The organism is Actinokineospora terrae (assembly GCF_900111175.1).
Lineage (GTDB): Bacteria > Actinomycetota > Actinomycetes > Mycobacteriales > Pseudonocardiaceae > Actinokineospora > Actinokineospora terrae.
The window spans coordinates 116311-132642 of the sequence record NZ_FOGI01000013.1 but is presented as its reverse complement, the minus strand read 5'-3'; the positions used below and the strand labels follow the sequence as shown (position 1 = coordinate 132642).

Sequence of the window (16332 nt, the reverse complement as noted above, 5' to 3'; positions counted from 1 at the left end):
GATGTGGTGGTCTCCGACACTCGCCCTCGCATGCCTGATCTCCGCCATAGCTCGCCACGGCACCCGGCCGCACGCCTCGCCGCGAACCGGCAGTGCGACCACCCCTCTGGAGACGTTCGGGCAACCGCAGTCCGGAGGTGCGACCTCTATCCGACATAGGTAAGATAAGGGTGTGGATGCGCCTCGACGAGTGACCGGTCCGCTGTTGGATGTCTTAGAAGTGCTGCTGGAGCACGCCGGTGGCAGGGAGAAGCCCTACGGGTGGGTGATCATGAAGGCCGTGGGTCGGTCGGGACCGACGGTGTATGGAGTGTTGGACCGGTTGGAGGAGTGGGGGTGGGTGACGGGTACGTGGGAGGAGCTCTCCGAGGATGAGGGCCGTCCGCGGCGGCGCTGCTACGAGGTGACTCCGACGGGGCGAGTGCGGGCTGAGGCCCTGTTGATGCAGCGCAATCGCCCCGCGCGTGGTTTCACCCTGTTCCGGTCTCCGGTGTCGGACGGTGCCCGATGAGTTGGTGGCCCGCGGTGTTGGGGTTGGGGGCCGCAGTGGTCGTCAACGAGTTCAGCGACTTGTCGCCCTGGGCGGCCGACAAGGTGGTCACCTGGGCCGCTCGTCTTCGCTACCCGGATCGACCCGACCGGGTCACCGAGTTGCGTGACCTCATCCGGGATCGCCCGGGCAAGGTCGTCAAGCTCGCCACCGCGTGCGGGTTCCTCGGGGCCGCGGCCGTCTACCTTGCCTTCTGCCGAGTCCGCGCGGTGAGTCGTCGTCCAGCGGATAGCCGGTCGGGGTCTGCGTGGCGGCCGTTGACCGGTGTCGCGGCGGCCGCGGTCGTCCTGGCCATCGCGTTCACGGGGGCGGGTATGGCTGCCCGGGCAGCCCAGCCCGGCGACGTGCTCTGGGGTCTGACCAAGCTCCTCTACTCCGACCACGCCCGGTCGGTCGAGGCGGCCGCGTCGGTGCGCCAAGATCTCGACATCGCTGAGACCGCCTTCGCCGAGGGCAAGGTGGCCGAGGCGCAGGCGAAGTTGGAGGACGCGAGGAAGGGCCTGCCTTGGGTTGCGAGCGAGGACGGCGCCGCCGAGCTCGCGGGCACCCACGCCGACCTGCTCTCGATGCTGCCTGACTGAGTCTGGTCCCGTAACACGTGGTGACACTTCGTGCGACTTCCATGCTGGAGTAGCGGCAGGTGGCGTTCCCCTTGGTCGCAGGCTGGTTGAATCCCTGACCCGGTGGACCAACTCATTGGGCCGTGTCGCCGCGGTGACACGGCCCAATGACCTCAGTGCTTACCTCCTCGATCGCCCGGCCTCGGTGATGCGCGCGAAAATCGAAGGAGGTCGAGAGCATCCCGGGCAGCGCGTCCTGGCTGGTCGCGTGCCGGGGGACGCCGGTCGCGGCAGCATGAGCGAGTCGATCCCACGCTCCTGGTCCCGGAAGGCAGCGGCTTGCCAGGACAAGGCACGTTGTGATCGACCAAGGCGCGCGGTCTAGTTGAGGTGTCCGAGCCAGGTGGTGATGGTTGCGGCGGCGGCGATGGCGGGAGCGCCGGTGGTGATGACTCCGCGCCTGCGCCAGCGGCTCCACCAGGACGCGGGGGGTTGGGTGGGCGTGGCGATGGTGACGGTGTTGCCGTCACCGTTGACCTCCACGTGGATGGCGGCGTTGGGCTTGATCGCACCCGCGTCGGTACGCGCGTCACAGCTCTGGGGGTTTGAGGATCGTTGGTGGGGACGTACGTTGGACATCGGCATATTCCTTAGTCGCTGGTGAGGCGTTGGGGTCTTGTGCCACCGGGCGGCCTGCGCAGCAACGCAGGCCGCCCGACTTCGTTGGAGGCCACATCATCTGGACGGGTGCGCAGGTCCACGCCAGGCGAACACTGGTCGAAGGGCGCACCGTCGGCCTACATGCGGGAGTCTTGCGCCGCGCCCGCTGCGCGGTCCATCTGGACTTTCCGCATTACGTTGTCAGTGCACCTACACAATCGGGCCAGCGGGAGTTGTGGCGGCAGCCATGATGGATACGGCGGTGTGGCTGTACTCGGTTGTGGACCAACCACCGGGTGGGGTTCGGATCGTCGGCGGAGTCGTGCGTTGGTGATGCGCATGGTCCTTGTCGCGTACGAGTCGGCGGTTGTTGTGCAGTTGGGCGGTCGGTGCTGATAGCACCGACCGCCCCTGCTTGCTCCTGAGCCGATCACGAAGTTGGCATGACCCGCCGACCTGGGCCGGGCTTCTCACCTCGAAGCCCGTATGGCATCAACCGAACGGTCCAGTACGGACGTCGGGTCCGTCGCTGGGTGTGTCCGATAGCGGTCGCGAACGTTTGGTGCTGCTCCTGCCGTCACGGTCGCGAGGCCGACTGGACAGACCCCGGCCAGGCCGCGGCGGGTGCGGCGGCGGTCGCGTCGAGGGTCGCGCGGCCTTCCTGCAGCAGGATCTCGCAGGCGCCGGTCAGTGACGCGCAGCAGCGGTTGCGCTCGAGCAGGGTGACGCCGAGGCGTCGTTCGAGTTGCTGGATCGCCCGGGGGGTGGCCGACGCCGAGGCGCTAGGCGGCCCGGCCGAAGTGCAGTTCGCGCGCATCGCAGTGCACCGAATCGGTGTTGGCCGCCGCAACCGGCCGCGCGTGAAGATCGACGGCATGAGGACTGACGAACCCGCTGTTCCTCTGCCCGGCGGCACCTGATCCCTGGGCGGGCTGACCGTCACCCAGTTCGGCTTCGGTGCCATGCAGCTTGCAAGCCCCGGGTTCGTAGGACCGCCAGCCGACCGCGATGGCGCGTTCGCCGTCCTGCACAAAGCTGCCGACTTCGGTATCAACCTCGAGGGGTTCGGCACCCTGGTCGAACTCCAGCAGCAGGGCGTGATCCGGTACCTCGGCGTGTCGAATGCCACCGCTGACCAGGTGGCCGAGGCGCAGGCGATCGCGTCGATCGTGTGCGTACGGAACATGTACTACCTCGCCCACTGGCATGACGATCGGCTGATCGACGAGCTCGCGGGCGCGTGGCAATCCAGCTCTTTAGCGACGACCTGGCCGAGTTGGACAAGATCGGCCGGGCGTGAGGGCCACTCCACCCGAGGGGCAGGCGCGGTTTCAGAACGCGGTGATCGTGCTGGGTGCTCGTTCAGCCCGGCTGAGGGCGCGGATCACCGAGACCGCGCCGTGGCGGCGGGCGGCCAGGGTGCTCAGCAGTTCAATGACGACCGCGTTGGTGTGATCAGGGAACTCCGGTGTCGGGAGGTCCACACTCACCGCGAGGTCATCGGCGTGCACGACCAGGTCCATGGTGCACGTGACGAACAGGTCCTCAAGGGACAGCGACCACCGGCCTCACAGTGGCTAGGTCGGCTGAGCAGGCCAGCACGGCGTCCGCCCTTCGCAGGGCGCTCTGCCCACCTGGGCCACAGGGTGCTCTGCCTACCTGGGCCCGGTCGGGGTGCCGAAGCGGCGGCGGTAGGCCGTAGGTGTCAAGCCGGTGTGGCGGCGGAGTTGCGTGCGGAGGTTGGTGGCGGTGCCGAACCCGGATGCCTGGGCGATGTGGTCCAGGGGGAGGGTGCCGTGCTCCAGGAGGCGGCAGGCGAGGGTGACGCGTTCGGTGGTGAGCCAGGCCAGCGGGGTGGTGCCGAGTTCGGCCTGGAAGCGGCGGTGCAGGGTGGCCTGGCTGGTGGCGGCCGCGGTGGCGAGGGCCGCGATGGTGATGGGTTCGTCCAGGCGGGCGCGGGCCCAGGCCAGGACCGGGGCGAGGGAGGTGTCCAGGCGCGGCGGGAGGGGGCGGTCGACGAACTGGCGTTGGCCGCCGTCGCGGTGGCCTGCGAAGATGAGGCGGCGGCTGACGATGTTGGCGATCTCGGCGCCGTGGTCGCGGCGGATGAGGTGCAGGCCGAGGTCGAGCGCGGCGGCGCTCCCGGCGGCGGTGAGCACGTCGCCGTCGTCGACGAACAGCACGTCCGGCTCCAGCCGCACCCCCGGGTGCCTGCGCGCGAACTCGTCCACCCACCGCCAGTGCGTGGTCACCCGCCGCCCCTCGATCACGCCCGCCTCGGCCAGGGTGAACGCGCCGGTGCAGAAGCTGACCAGCCGGGCGCCCCGATCGGCGGCCCGGCGGACCGCGGCCAGCACCTCGGGCCGCACGGGCACGACCGGGTCGGGCCGGTTGGGCACGATCAGCGTGTCCGCCCCGTCCACCGCGTCGAGCCCGCGGACCCCCGACAGCGTGAACATCCCCAGGTGCATGCGGACGGTCGGCGCCGCGGCGCACAGCCCGAAGTCGTACCAGGTCCGGTCCAGCTCCGGCCTGCGCAGACCGAACAACTCCGTGGCCACGCCCAGTTCGAACGGGTTCGACCCGTCCTCGACGATGGCCACCACCCGGTGCGAGGATCCTTTCGACATGTGCGATTACTAGCACTCGCCGACCGCCGCGCGCACCACCACGATGGGCGGGGTGAACACACCGATCGACCTCACCGCGGCCTTCGCGGCGTTCGACCAGGCCTGGAGCCCCCGGTTGGCGGCGCGGGTCAACGACTACGACATCCGGCTGGCCAGGTTCGCTGGTGAGCACGTCTGGCACGTGCACAACGACACCGACGAGTTCTTCCTGGTGATCGCGGGCGAGATCGAGATCGCGCTACGCGACCCGGACGAGCGGACCGTGGTGCTGCCGCAGGGGTCGCTGTTCGTCGTGCCGCGCGGGACCTACCACAAGCCGTCGTCCGCCGGGGGCGCCCAGGTCCTGCTGGTCGAACCCACCGGCACGCTGTCGGTGGGCGACGACCACGACGAGGTCCCCGCGCACGTCGACGCCACCACCGGCCACGCCCTGGAGTTGACCTCGTGAGCGATCTCGCTGACCGGTTCGCCCAGCTGACCACGGCTCACCTGACTGACGCGTGCGTGCGCGCGGGCGTCGAGGTGCGGACGGTCTCGCTGGTGGGGGTGCACCCGGCCGACCGCGTCTTGGGGCGGGTCCTGCCTGCTCGGCACGCGGGCAGCGTGGACGTGTTCCTGGAGGCCTTCGAGTCGGCGTCGCCGGGGGACGTCCTGGTGGTCGACAACGGCGGGCGGCGGGACCACGCGTGCGTCGGTGACCTGGTCGTGCTGGAGGCGCGGACGGCCGGGGTGTCGGGGGTGGTCGTGTGGGGGCTGCACCGCGACACCGCCGACATCCGGGTGATCGGGCTGCCCGTGTTCAGCCTCGGCTCCATCCCGACCGGCCCGTTGGTGCCGGAGGTCCGCCGCCCCGACGCGCTCGAGTCGGCGGACGTCGGCCCGTGGACGGTGACGCGCGACGACCTGGTCCTCGGCGACGACGACGGCGTCCTGTTCGTGCCCGCCGACCGGGCCGAGGAGCTGTTCGACCTGGCCGAGGGCATCCGGGACGTCGAACGCGCCCAGGCGGACCGGATCCGCTCCGGCACGAGCCTGCGGTCGCAGGTCCAGTTCGACCGCTACCTCGCCACCGACCCGCCGGTGTCCTTCCGCGAACACCTCCGGACCGTGGGTGGGGCGATCGAGGAATGAGCACGCAAGCCTTCCTCGCCGCCGCCCAGGCGTCCCTACCCCTGCTCCGCGACCCGGCGGTGGCGGCCGCCTGGGACAAGCCGAGCGCTCTGCCCGAGTTCAGCGTCGGTGGCCTGGCCGCACACCTCGCGTACCAGGTCCTGGTGGTACCGGAAGTACTGGCCGACCCAGTGCCGCAGGAGCAGCAGATCCCCCTGCTCGACCACTACGCCCGCGCCGCCTGGATCGACTCAGGCCTCGACAGCCCCGCCAACACCGGCATCCGCGACGGCGGCCACCGCCTGGCCGCCGACGGCCCCTCGGCGCTGGCAGACCGCTACGAAGCCGCCCTGTCGTCACTGTCGCTACCGCTGCCAAGTCGAATCGTCCGAATGCGACTGTGGGGCTCGTGGTCATTGTCCCTTGAGGACCTTCTCATCACCCGCACCATGGAACTGGTCGTCCACGCCGACGACCTCGCGGTGAGCGTGGACCTCCCGACACCGGACTTTCCCGACCACACCAACGCGGTCGTCATCGACCTACTGAGCACCCTGGCCACCCGCCGCCACGGCCCGGTCTCGGTGATCCGCGCCCTCAGCCGAGCGGAACGAGCACCCAGCTCGATCACCGCGTTCTGAAGCCGCGCCCCTCCACCTGCCCTCGGGTGGAGGGGCGCTCACGCTCGGCCGATCTTGTCCAACTGGTCAGAAGCGTCGAGGACTGCAACGGGCTGAGCCCACCGAGCGGGAACACGGGCATGTAGGCGACGCCCTGGCCCGCGAGCTCGTCGATCAGGCCGATCGTCATGCCGGTGGGGGCGTCGCCGAGCCGGAGGTTGACCGGGTCGGCCGCTCGACGCCGAGGCTTGCCGGCTCCTCGTGGACGGCACAGCTCAGGTCCGCGGGTCGGGGCTGGCTGCCTGCTCGTCGCGGTGCGCGCCGACCTTGGTCACGATGTGGAGCGAGTCGAGCTCCGGGTGCAGCGCCTCGCGGACCAGCTCGTTGGTGACGCGCGGGCGGTAGGCGCCGGAGGTGTCGATGTGGGTGATGCCGAGGTCGAGGGCCTTGCGCAGAACGGCGAGCGCGCTGTCGCGACTGCAGGCGGTCCCATGACGCCGGGGCACGCGAGCTGCATGGCGCCGTGGCCGAACCGGGCGACGGTCATCAGCCACGGAATGTGGTAGGTCAGTTGCGCACTGTACGCAACGCTGTGGGGGTGTGGTGTGACATCGTTGACGCGCGCGTTCGTCAATCCGGTGAGTCTGGGTCTGGCTTTGGTCATCGCTGTGTTCGGGGTGACGGCCTGGGTGTTGTCGCTGCGGGATGGACGAGGTCGGCCGGGCGGGGCGGCGAGGGCGCTGGGGTGGGCTGCGGCGGCGGGGTGGCTGTTGTTCGTCACCTACATCACGGTCGTGTTGCCCTCGTCGTCGCTGGGGGTGCGGTTCAGCCTGGTCCCGTTGGTGGACACCGTGCAGGGACTGGTGTCGCCCGCCGCTGGCAACGTGCTCGTGGCCACGCTGGGCAACATCGTGTTGTTCGTTCCGCTGGGTGCCGTGGTGGCGGTACTGGCCCCGCGCTCGCGGGTGTGGACACCGCTGTGGGCCGGGCTTGTGGTCTCGCTGCTGGTGGAACTGACCCAGGGGTTCCTCGCGCAGAAGGGCGCGGTCGCCGCGGACGACCTGATCAGCAACACTGCGGGCGCCGTGATCGGGTGGTGGATCGTGCGTGGGGTTGACCGCGTGATCGTCACGCGGTCAACCCCACGGTTACCTGATCTGTTGGCCGAAGCCCGGGATCACGGGTAGTAGACGACACCCTCGGCGCGCCGGATCGGGCTGTTGTTCACGCCGGTATACGCCTCGAGCTTGTGCTCGCCGGGGCCGGTGTACCAGGTCAGGTCGTCAGCACCGTCGCACCCGTTGGCGGTCTTGGCGCCCTGGCTCGACCAGTACACTCGCTCCACTTGTAGAGCTTGAAGTTCAGCGTCGTGCACGGGTTGCCGCCGATCATCTTGAACACCCGGTCCACATGGATGTTGCTCCACCCCGTTGAGCCGCCGGAGGCTTCTCGGACAGTGGCCCAACGTAGGGTTGGGGTTGACTGACGGGAGTTGTTGTGGGGCAGAGACGTTCGCGGTATTCGCCGGAGTTCCGGGAGGCGGCTGCGAAGGAGGTGGTCGAGCGGTCGCGGTCGATCGCTGATGTTGCTCGGGATTTGGGGGTGTTGGAGCAGACTCTCGGTCACTGGGTTAAAAAGTATCGCGAGGTTCACGCGGCCGGCGAGGAAGAGTTGTCGGTGTCGGATCGCGCGCGGTTCAAGGAACTGGAACGGCGTGTCCGGGAACTGGAGCAGGAGAACGAGTTCCTGGGAAAATCGGCGGCCTTCTTCGCGAAGAAGTTCCGGTGACCGAGAAGTATGCGTTCATCGAATCGGAAGAAGGCAGTTATCCTGTCGTTCGCATGTGTCGGTGGTCGAGGGTGTCGCGGTCGGGTTACTATGATTGGAAAGACCGTCCACAATCGGCGACGGCTTCGCGTCGTGAGTTGCTTGCCGAGCGGGTGAGGTTCGCGTTCGACTATTCCGACGGTACTTATGGTTACCGCCGTATCCATGCGCAATTGGAACGCCAGGGCACCTCGGTGGATCCGGAGACGGTCCGGGGGATCATGCGTGAGCTGGGGTTGGTGGCATGTCAGCCGCGCCCGTTCCGGCCGGTCACCACTGTCGGCGCGGACGCCGGAACCCTGCCTGACCTGGTGGCCGGGGACTTTGACGCGGACCGACCGGGCGTGAAGCTGGTCGGTGACATCACCTATGTCCGCACCGCGGAAGGCTGGTTGTACCTCGCGACAGTCCTGGATTGTTTCTCCAAGAAAGTCGTCGGATACGCGATGGCCGACCACATGCGGACCGAACTCGTCGTCGACGCTCTCCGCATGGCGGCCGGCAATGTCGCCGTCGTCCCGGACAGCACGCTGTTTCACTCCGATCGTGGTACGCAGTATGTGTCCGCGGAGTTCGCGGCCGCGGCCGGGGATTTGAAGATTTCACGCTCGGTCGGACGTACCGGGATATGTTACGACAACGCGTGGGCGGAGTCTTCAACGGCACCCTGAAGAACGAGCGTGTTCACCGCGTGCATTATCCCACCAGAGAGCACGCCCGGGAAGACATCGCCCGCTATGTCGAGTTGCGTTACAATCAGATCCGGCTTCATTCCGCACTTGGCTACCGAACGCCGAATGAAGTAGAGTCCGACTGGTTCGACCAGAACCGGGCAGCCTGAGAAGCCCAAAACTCACTGTCCGAAATCTCTCCAGCAGCTCACGTGTTCAACGAGGTCCACTGGCGCGACTCCTGGGAGAACGCCGCCTCCACCCAGGAATCGACCTGACCGGCCAGCACACCGCTCACCTCGAAGACCAACACTTACCCTTCACATGGTCAGGTGAGGTTTCCGTTGAGCGACGTCCATTCCGACCAGGCCCCGCCTGCGGTGGTTTGCCAAGTGTGCGTTGCGTTTCCGGAGGAGCTTCGCGAGTAGACGACGAGACCGCCGCCGACGCTCGCTGCGTGAGCGGTCGGAGCCGAGCCCAGGGCGCCGCCGAGTGAGGTCCATCCGTACCAGTCTGTTCCGGGCGCGGCTTGCCAGCGGTGGGTGAGCTCTCCTGCGGCTCCGCGGGCGAATGCCACCAGACCACCGTTGTAGCCTGCGATCACGGTCGGGTCGCTGGTGATGGGACCACCCAGGGAGGTCCAGCCCGACCACTCGGTGCCGGGTCCGGTTTGCCAGGTGTGCACCACGTCGCCACCCGTGCCGCGGGCGAAGACGACGTGTCCGCCGGTCACGGCGGTCGCGACCACCGGTGTACTGGTGATGGAACCCCCGAGCGATGTCCACGCGGACCACCCCGATCCTGGGCCCGATTGCCAGGTGTGGGTCAGGTCGCCTGCCACGCCGCGGGCGAAGACCACGTTGCCACCCGCGACCGCGGGCGCGATGGCAGGAGTCCCGGTGATAGCGCCACCAAGCGACACCCACGACGACCACGGACCGAGAGGGCCGGATTGCCAGATGTGGACCACGTCGCCACCCGCACCGCGCGCGGCAACGACGTGGCCACCGCCCGCCGCCACACCGACGACCGGCTGGCCGGTGATGGCACCGCCGAGGCTGTTCCAGGCCGACCACGAGGTACCCGGCGCCTCCTGCCAGCTATGGGTGAGCTCGCCCGCGCCGCCGCGGCCGAAAAGGACGTGGCCGCCGTTCGGGTTCACAGCCACCGTCACCGCCGGAAGCGCGGACGGCTGCCCGACGGGCGGCGCGGTCACGCAGGCCTGCCGGGGCCCGGTATTGCTCGATCCGAGCATGCCAAGCGAGACGGCCTCACCCACGACTCTCCCAGGAGAGCCGTGATCGGTGTAGCAGGCGTGGTTGGCGTTGTTGCGGAACTCCACGTGGACGTGCCTACCCGGGTTGCAACCCCACGCGTGCACGGTGCCGATCGTCATACCCGGTGTGATGGCCCCGGCGGGCACATTCGCCAAGTGCGCGAAGTACAACTGCCCGACCGCCGCACCGTTCACCTGGACCGTGACCCGCAAACTCTGACCGCACGTCGTGGAACTCGAATCCCGCGTTACGGACACTGCGCCGCCGGGGTGGGACAGGTGCAGCTTCACCGCCTGCCCCTCAGACCCGTACAGGTCAGTCCCCCAATGGCCCGCCCCCGGCGTGTGATGCACCGAGGGGTGGCTGGAGTTGCTGTCGCTGTAGGGCGGTGCCACCGGGGCGTTGTACGCCCACTGACCCGCGAATGGCATCCCCACCTCCACGGGGCCTGACTGCGCGACGGCCACGGGACCGATCGCCACCAGCATCGAGGCGAGCATCGCCGTCACTACCGCCACAGTCTTGGGAACCGACCAACGTCGCCACATCGCACGCACTCCCGCCAGATCGACTGATCGATTGCATCGGTTCCACGCGCCCGGTGCGACAACCACCCGCCGCAAGTAGCCGATCGGACCAGCCCCCGGTCCCGTCCCCACGAGCTGTGGCTGTGGGTCGAAGTCCGGGATTCCTTCCCCTGCTACCAGGCGGGTTGGGCGCTTCAGGGGAGGCGGCCGTCGCAGTGGGGGTCTGTGGTGCCTTGGGGGGGTTTGGCGGGGAGGAGCCAGTCCAGGGCGGCGTCTTCGAGGAGCCAGCCGTGGGCTTGGGTGGGGGATTGGGGGATCTGGGCGGGGCCTGGGCAGAGGATCTTGGCGAGCAGGCGGTTGTTGGGGACGAAGCGGACGTTGTGGTTGTTGTCCAGGAGGGTGGTCATGGTGTCGTCGACGGTGACCACGTTGCCGAGGGCTACCTCGGTGGGGGTGCGGTCCTCGCCGCCGGTGCCGAGGACCAGGGCGACCGATGGCAGCACCGGGACGTTGAGGAACATGGCCAGCAGGACGAACGGGGTGACCAGGGCGCCCAGGGTGGCGATGCCGTGGGTGCCCGCCCAGGCGACGCGTTCGGGGAGGGGGCCGGTGAGCAACGGCGCGAGCAGCGGCGGGGCCAGCAGCAGCAGGGCGGCCGCGACGTCGCCGGTGGTGATGGCGTCGATGATGGCCGGGAAGAACCACAGGTACTCGAGCACCGCGACCGCGATCGGCAGCAGGACGCACACCGGGAACACCAGGTCGTCGCGGCCGCGCCTGCGGATCGTCAGGCCTGCGATCGCGCAGCCGAGCAGCAGCAGCGTGGGCACGAACCGCAGCTCCCACACCAGCAGCGACCACAGGACGGCCGCGGCGACCAGCCAGTTCGGGGTCCGCTCAGCCGCCCGTTCGAGCCGTGACACGCGGCCCCGGTCGCCGCTGGCCAGCGACATCAGCCCGAGCAGGTGCGCGGTGAGCAGGACCGCGGGCGGCACCTCCAGCAGGCTGATCACCAGCGAGCTGGCCAGTTCCAGCGCGTGCACGTGCTGCACCAGCAGCAGCATGGTGTTGAGGTCCTGACCGCTGAGCTGCCAGAGCCGCAGGACGAGCAGGACGAGCGGGAAGGCGGGCAGCAGCGTCAGGGTCCACTGGAAACCGGGGGCGTCATCAGACCCGCCAGCCTTTCCCACGGCCATGTCCGCACCTCCACCTCGGTCACGTCGGGTTGCCGGTCCGGCGGGATCAGCTGCGGGAGGCTGTACCTGGCCATCGGCAGCAGGTACTTCGCGAACGCGTCCTCCCAGCGCTTGTCCTCGGGGTCGTGCGCGGAGCGGTAGAGCGACAGGTCGACGAGCTTGCGCAGCGCGTCGTTGCCGCCGGTGTTGACCGCCCACATCTCCTTGGCCTCCAGGGCGATGTCGTGGTGCAGCAGCTCGGTCGGGTACTTCTGCACGAAACCGGCCAGGATCGCGGCGTCGGTGGTGACCGCGTCGGCCTCGTTCGCGCGCATCGCCGCGACGCAGGCGGCGATGGTCTGCCGGTAGACGATCTGCGCGCCCGCCCTCTCGGCCGCGGCCACCGAGGTGGAGGTGGTCAGGGTGCACACCCGCTCGCCCTTGAGCTCGGTCAGGTCGAGCACCGGCCGGTGGCCCACCCTGGTGGCCACGGACTGCTCGGTCTCCAGGTAGGGCTGGGAGAAGGTGACGCCCGCGACCGCCGCCCGCTCGGGGGTGGCGCTGTAGGTGGCGATGACCAGGTCGACCCGCTGGCCGTCGACGCCGCGCATCTTGGAGCGGTCCTCGTTCTCGATCTCCACCAGCCGGACCTTGCGCGGCTCGAACCCGAGGTCGGCGCCGATCAGGTACGCCATCTCGACGTCGAAGCCGGAGATGTCGCCCGACTCGTCGCGGTAGCCGATGCCCGGCATGTCGGTCTTGATGCCGACCAGCAGTTCGGCGCGGCCGCGCAGCCCGGCGGCCTCCTTGAGCTCGTCCTCGGTGGGCACCTGCTCCCACCACACCGCGACACCCACCGCCACCACCACGGCGACGGCCGCGATCAGGGCGGCGAAGCGCAGCCACTTGGGTCGATCCGACATTGCGTGATCGTTCCACACCGGAGCGCGACCCCGGGGCGGAATCGCCGATCCCGGCCTGCGGTCCGCAGTGGACCTCGGTGGGGCCCGTTCACCGGGGACTTCACCGTGGGCGACCACCCGGATGCCGACTGTCCGCGGGCCGAGCACCGTGCGACCGTGTCCCGACCACCTCGGAAGGGACAGCGTGTCCGCGTGGGCTGTTCAGGTGATGGCGCTCCAATCGGACATCTTGGGCGCGGGGTAGGGCGTCTACTCAAGGCGACGTGACCCGCTGAGGAGGACGTGTCCCGCCAAGGGGAGGAAGATGGCCGACCAAGAGCGTGTTCGGGGTATCGCGAGGGCGATCGTGGGCAAGCTGGCGCCGGAGGAGTTGGTGTTCTTCGAGCCCGCGAGCGAGGCGTTCTTCCGCGACCGCGACCGGGATCCCGACGGCACCGGCGGGCGGGCCAGGCGTGATCCGCTCGCGTTCGGGGTCACCGAGGTGGTCGCCCTGGTCACGCCGGTCGCGCTGGTGGTGTCCGCGGCGATCGCGGACGAGGTCGTCGGGCGGACGGCCACCGCGGTCGTGGACCGGGGCGCGCGGTGGCTGCGGCGCAAGGTCAGGGGCGGCAACCGGCCCGAACTGCCCGCGAGGGTCGAGTTCGACGAGCACGAGTTGGCCCGCATCCGCGCGTCCGCCGCCGAGAAGGCCAGGGCCTTGGGGCTGGCCGAGGAGCAGGTGTCGCTCTTCGTGGACGCGCTCATCGGCGGGTTGACCGACCCCGGCGACGGTCCGTGACCCTGGCCGCCGAGCGGGTCCGCCGGACGGGGCCGATCCCGACCGGCATGGTCACCCTGTTCCTGCTGCTCGCGGCCACCGTGTGCGCCACGGTCGGGCTCCTGGGGATGCTGGCCTGGTTGACCGTTGGCGACCATGTGGGCGACATGGTCACCGCCTACAAGCGGTGCACTCCCCCGACCTCGGCGACCGACGAGTCGTTGTTCGACGCCAACGACGCAGCCCACCGGTCCGCGAACTGCCTGGCGTCGATAACCGGGCAGCAGGCGGCGTGGGCGCTCTATGCCGTGCTGCTCCTCGCTGCGGTAGCGCTGTGCTTCTACCTGGCTTACCCGCGCCTGCTGATCCGCCGACACCGTCTGGTGCTCTTACGCGAACAGGGCGACCTGGCGGCCTACCTCGCCGAGCTGCGCGACCTCGTCGGCCTGCGTCGCGCGCCGGTCTACCTGCTCGGTTCGCGTAGCGGCACGATGGACGCGCTGACCTTCGGCGCGTTCCGGCGCCGGTACGTGGTGCTCGACGCGGGCCTGTTGCGGGCGTACACCCTGGACCGGGCCCGGTTCCGCGCCGTCGTGCTGCACGAGTTGGCGCACGCGCGCGGCCAGGACGTGCACCTCACGTACCTGACGAAGTCGCTGTGGTGGGCGTTCGTGCTCGTGGCGTGGGTCCCGGTGCTGGTGGAGGCCGTGGTCCTGCGGTCGTGGTTGGTGTTGATCACCGTCGCCGCGCTGGCCGTGGTGACCGCGCTGGTCCTGCTGACGCGCAACGCGATCCTGCGCGAGCGGGAGGTGCACGCCGACGGTGTGGCAGCCCTGCACGACGGCCCGGGCGGCTCGCTCGGCGACCTGGTCTCGGCCGAGCCGCGGCCCACGTCGCGGTGGCGGTTGTCGCTGGCGCACCACCCGGACCCGGCGTGGCGTCGGCGGGTCATCGACGACCCCGCGCTGCTGCTGCGGCCCCGGTGGTGGGAGATGCCCGCGGCGGGGCTCGCCGTCGGGGTGATCGCGCCGAACCTGTGGTTCGTCATCGTGACGAGTCTGGTGTCCGTGCCGGGCCTTAACTCGCTGGTGGTGGGATGGCTCATCGGGCCCGCGCTGGCGGTACCGGTGGCGGTGGCGTCGTGGCGGACGGCGGCGCTTACGCCAGGCAAGCGCACGGTGCGGGTACCGCTGACGCACGCGGTCTACCTTGCCGCCGGGTTCATCGTGGGTCAGCAGGTGGCGCTACGGGTGCTGATCCAGATCTCCACGCGTACGGACCTAGAGTGGCCGCACCCCGCGTCCGTGCTGCTGTTGGTCGCGGGCCTGGCGGTGGTGGCGCTGTGGGCGTCAACGGTGTCTGCGGCGTTCGACAACCCGCCACGGTGGGTGCTACCGGTGGTGGTGGCGGGCGTCGCGGGGGCGATCTGGCCGTGGCTCGCGTCCTGGTGGGTGTGGACCGACATCGACCGCGTCGGCTGGTGGGTCTTCCTCGACCAGGCGTCCGGCTACGACCTGGGCATCCCGGACGCGCCGGGGTGGGTGGGCACGCTCGCGCACTGGACGCAGGTGCGGTACGTGCCGCTGCACATGGCGACGTGGATCCCGTTCATCGTCCCGTTGCTCGCCCTGCTGTGGTTGGTGCCGATCCTGATCACCCGCTCGGTGTTCGACACGCGGCGCGCGCTGCGGGCGGGGTTGATCGGCGCTGCGGCCTTCACCGTCGCCGCTGTTGCGGTGGTCGTCGCGGCCCGGCTGTGGTTGTCCGGGCAGGCCCGCGGTAGCGACGGGTTCCGCGTGGGGCTGCACTTCACGTTGGTGGCGATCGCGGTCGTGGCCCAGGTCGGGGTCGCGGTGGGATTGCGCGGGCCACATCGGGCCGTGCTGACGCCGTTGGCCGTGGTGACGACCGGGCTGCTGTCGACGGTCGTGCTGCTGTTCGGTATGGACACCTTGGGCCGGGCGGTGGACGTGTGGCGTCGGCCCGCTCGGTCGCTGTTCGCGTGGCCCGATTTCGACCTGGTGGTCGAGACGCTGAACCAGGTCGTGCTGACGGGGGCGGTGCTTTCCGCGTTCGGCGTGCTGGTGGTGGCGGGTCGGAGGCCCGCTCAGGTCGCGCCTCGGGGTGGGATCGTTTTTCCGGCGCTGGTGGCGGTCGGGGCGGTGGCTGTGGGGGTGTTGACGGTGCCGAGCGCGTACCGGACCTGGGTGACCAGCACGGCCACCGGGGTCCAGCCGGTGACCGGCGCGGAGTGTCTGCTGGGCACATGGGTGGAGGTGGACCGAACCTCGGTGATGACGCTAAGCACGGAAGTCGGCCCGATGCAGTTCCGCAGCACAGGTTCCATGCAGGCCTTCGACTCCGACGGCACCGTAGTGCTGAGCCTTGCCCCGATTCGCTCTGACCACAACGGGCACATCGCGCTGATGACGTACTCGGGCGCCATTACCGCCGACTACCACGTGAACGGCGACCAGATCCTCTACGACAACATCCGCCCCGGCATAACCTGGTCCGTCAGCGTTGACGACCACCCCGCAGTCCTAACCGGCCCCGTCACCACCTTCACCCCCGACGTATTCACCTGCACCGACAACACAATGACCCAAACCGGCACCGGTTACACCATCACCCTGACCCGCACCGCCCACCCCAACTGACGCCTGTCACGGGTTCCCGACAGAGATGCGGGCCGCGAGGCGGTCGCGGCGGGTGATGAGGCGGGTGATCTCGGCGTCCATGGCGGCTAGACGGCGGTGGACGGTGCCCGAGGTTTGGCTGCAGGCGGCGGAGTCGTAGTCGGGGAGGGTGTCGCCTTCGATGAGGTGGAGGCGGTCGGCGCTGGCGCGGATGTCGTCGATGGTGAGGCCTAGGCCTAAGAGTTGGCGGATGATGCGCACGCGGTCCACGTCGCGTTGGGTGTAGCGGCGTTGGCCGGTGTGAGAGCGGTTCGGCGGCGGCAACAGCCCGCGTTCCTCATAGAGCCGCAATGCGCGGGGTGTAGTGCCCGCTGCTGCTGCCGCGTCGCCGATCCGCATCTGGCCT

At 69.5% G+C, this 16332-nt stretch carries 18 protein-coding genes and 2 pseudogenes; 10 read left to right on the top strand and 10 right to left on the bottom strand.

The features are described from left to right. The first annotated feature begins 172 nt into the window (after window positions 1-172). Both BMY07_RS36285 and BMY07_RS27375 read left to right on the top strand, forming a co-directional pair. A complete protein-coding gene (locus tag BMY07_RS36285; RefSeq protein ID WP_092784913.1) occupies window positions 173-511 on the top strand; it encodes a PadR family transcriptional regulator in 339 nt (112 codons plus the stop codon). Next, window positions 508-1131, top strand: a complete 624-nt coding sequence (locus BMY07_RS27375; protein WP_143073668.1) for a hypothetical protein — start codon at window positions 508-510, stop codon at window positions 1129-1131. Before BMY07_RS36285 ends, BMY07_RS27375 begins: the two co-directional genes overlap by 4 nt. A gap of 360 nt (window positions 1132-1491) precedes the next feature. On the opposite strand, the gene BMY07_RS33905 is transcribed toward BMY07_RS27375, so the two are convergent. After that, a complete protein-coding gene (locus BMY07_RS33905; protein WP_143073667.1) occupies window positions 1492-1749 on the bottom strand; it encodes a hypothetical protein in 258 nt (85 codons plus the stop codon). A 598-nt stretch (window positions 1750-2347) separates the two neighbouring features. Beyond that, window positions 2348-2587, bottom strand: coding sequence for a LysR family transcriptional regulator (locus BMY07_RS27370; RefSeq protein WP_218150795.1), 240 nt, complete (start codon window positions 2585-2587; stop codon window positions 2348-2350). Window positions 2588-2732: 145 nt separating this feature from the next. On the opposite strand from BMY07_RS27370, the pseudogene BMY07_RS36280 reads away from it, so the two are divergent. Further along, window positions 2733-2924: pseudogene (locus BMY07_RS36280) on the top strand (aldo/keto reductase); the annotation flags it as partial. Window positions 2925-3101: 177 nt separating this feature from the next. Here the strand turns inward: BMY07_RS36280 and BMY07_RS27360 are convergent. Continuing rightward, a complete protein-coding gene (locus BMY07_RS27360) occupies window positions 3102-3293 on the bottom strand; it encodes a hypothetical protein (protein ID WP_092784907.1) in 192 nt (63 codons plus the stop codon). A 132-nt stretch (window positions 3294-3425) separates the two neighbouring features. After that, window positions 3426-4400 (bottom strand): helix-turn-helix domain-containing protein, encoded by a 975-nt coding sequence (locus BMY07_RS27355; RefSeq protein ID WP_092784904.1) that lies wholly within the window; start codon window positions 4398-4400, stop codon window positions 3426-3428. 43 nt (window positions 4401-4443) lie between these two features. Here BMY07_RS27355 and BMY07_RS27350 point away from each other — a divergent pair, with 43 nt between their 5' ends. Genes BMY07_RS27350 through BMY07_RS27340 form a run of 3 tightly spaced genes read left to right on the top strand, consistent with a single transcriptional unit; the run spans window position 4444 to window position 6151 of the window. Beyond that, on the top strand, window positions 4444-4848 hold the full coding sequence (locus tag BMY07_RS27350; RefSeq protein WP_092784901.1) for a cupin domain-containing protein: 405 nt from the start codon (window positions 4444-4446) through the stop codon (window positions 4846-4848). Continuing rightward, window positions 4845-5531, top strand: a complete 687-nt coding sequence (locus BMY07_RS27345; RefSeq protein ID WP_092784898.1) for an RraA family protein — start codon at window positions 4845-4847, stop codon at window positions 5529-5531. The genes BMY07_RS27350 and BMY07_RS27345 overlap by 4 nt, the downstream gene beginning before the upstream one ends. Continuing rightward, window positions 5528-6151, top strand: coding sequence for a maleylpyruvate isomerase N-terminal domain-containing protein (locus tag BMY07_RS27340; protein WP_092784895.1), 624 nt, complete (start codon window positions 5528-5530; stop codon window positions 6149-6151). Before BMY07_RS27345 ends, BMY07_RS27340 begins: the two co-directional genes overlap by 4 nt. 254 nt (window positions 6152-6405) lie before the next feature. Here the strand turns inward: BMY07_RS27340 and BMY07_RS27330 are convergent, their stop codons facing one another. Next, complete coding sequence (locus BMY07_RS27330; protein ID WP_245782692.1) at window positions 6406-6636, bottom strand: aldo/keto reductase; 231 nt, start codon at window positions 6634-6636, stop codon at window positions 6406-6408. A gap of 99 nt (window positions 6637-6735) precedes the next feature. On the opposite strand from BMY07_RS27330, the gene BMY07_RS27325 reads away from it, so the two are divergent. Beyond that, window positions 6736-7317 carry a VanZ family protein gene (locus BMY07_RS27325; protein WP_177215807.1) on the top strand — a complete coding sequence of 194 codons (582 nt, stop codon included), beginning with the start codon at window positions 6736-6738 and terminating at the stop codon, window positions 7315-7317. Here the strand turns inward: BMY07_RS27325 and BMY07_RS34585 are convergent. Beyond that, window positions 7308-7475, bottom strand: a complete 168-nt coding sequence (locus BMY07_RS34585) for a hypothetical protein (RefSeq protein WP_177215806.1) — start codon at window positions 7473-7475, stop codon at window positions 7308-7310. The two genes, BMY07_RS27325 and BMY07_RS34585, sit on opposite strands and share 10 nt — an antisense overlap. 152 nt (window positions 7476-7627) lie before the next feature. Between BMY07_RS34585 and BMY07_RS27320 the strand changes: the two are divergent. Next, window positions 7628-8798, top strand: a pseudogene (locus BMY07_RS27320) (IS3 family transposase). Window positions 8799-8956: 158 nt separating this feature from the next. Here the strand turns inward: BMY07_RS27320 and BMY07_RS27315 are convergent. The 3 genes from BMY07_RS27315 to BMY07_RS27305 form a co-directional block, all read right to left on the bottom strand. Continuing rightward, the gene (locus BMY07_RS27315) at window positions 8957-10519 is read right to left on the bottom strand and encodes a PLL family lectin (RefSeq protein ID WP_245782701.1); all 1563 of its coding nucleotides are present in this window, start codon (window positions 10517-10519) and stop codon (window positions 8957-8959) included. Window positions 10520-10626: 107 nt separating this feature from the next. Further along, entirely contained in the window at window positions 10627-11628 is a 1002-nt protein-coding gene (locus tag BMY07_RS27310; protein ID WP_092784883.1) for a hypothetical protein, read from the bottom strand. Next, on the bottom strand, window positions 11571-12530 hold the full coding sequence (locus BMY07_RS27305) for a transporter substrate-binding domain-containing protein (RefSeq protein ID WP_092784880.1): 960 nt from the start codon (window positions 12528-12530) through the stop codon (window positions 11571-11573). Before BMY07_RS27305 ends, BMY07_RS27310 begins: the two co-directional genes overlap by 58 nt. A 304-nt stretch (window positions 12531-12834) precedes the next feature. On the opposite strand from BMY07_RS27305, the gene BMY07_RS27300 reads away from it, so the two are divergent. Both BMY07_RS27300 and BMY07_RS27295 read left to right on the top strand, forming a co-directional pair. Continuing rightward, on the top strand, window positions 12835-13308 hold the full coding sequence (locus BMY07_RS27300) for a hypothetical protein (RefSeq protein ID WP_092784877.1): 474 nt from the start codon (window positions 12835-12837) through the stop codon (window positions 13306-13308). Next, window positions 13305-15947, top strand: a complete 2643-nt coding sequence (locus tag BMY07_RS27295) for a M48 family metalloprotease (RefSeq protein WP_092784874.1) — start codon at window positions 13305-13307, stop codon at window positions 15945-15947. The genes BMY07_RS27300 and BMY07_RS27295 overlap by 4 nt, the downstream gene beginning before the upstream one ends. Before the next feature lie 6 nt (window positions 15948-15953). On the opposite strand, the gene BMY07_RS27290 is transcribed toward BMY07_RS27295, so the two are convergent. Next, window positions 15954-16325: a MerR family transcriptional regulator gene (locus tag BMY07_RS27290; protein ID WP_092784870.1), complete on the bottom strand. Its 372-nt coding sequence runs from the start codon at window positions 16323-16325 to the stop codon at window positions 15954-15956. Between the last annotated feature and the right edge of the window lie 7 nt (window positions 16326-16332).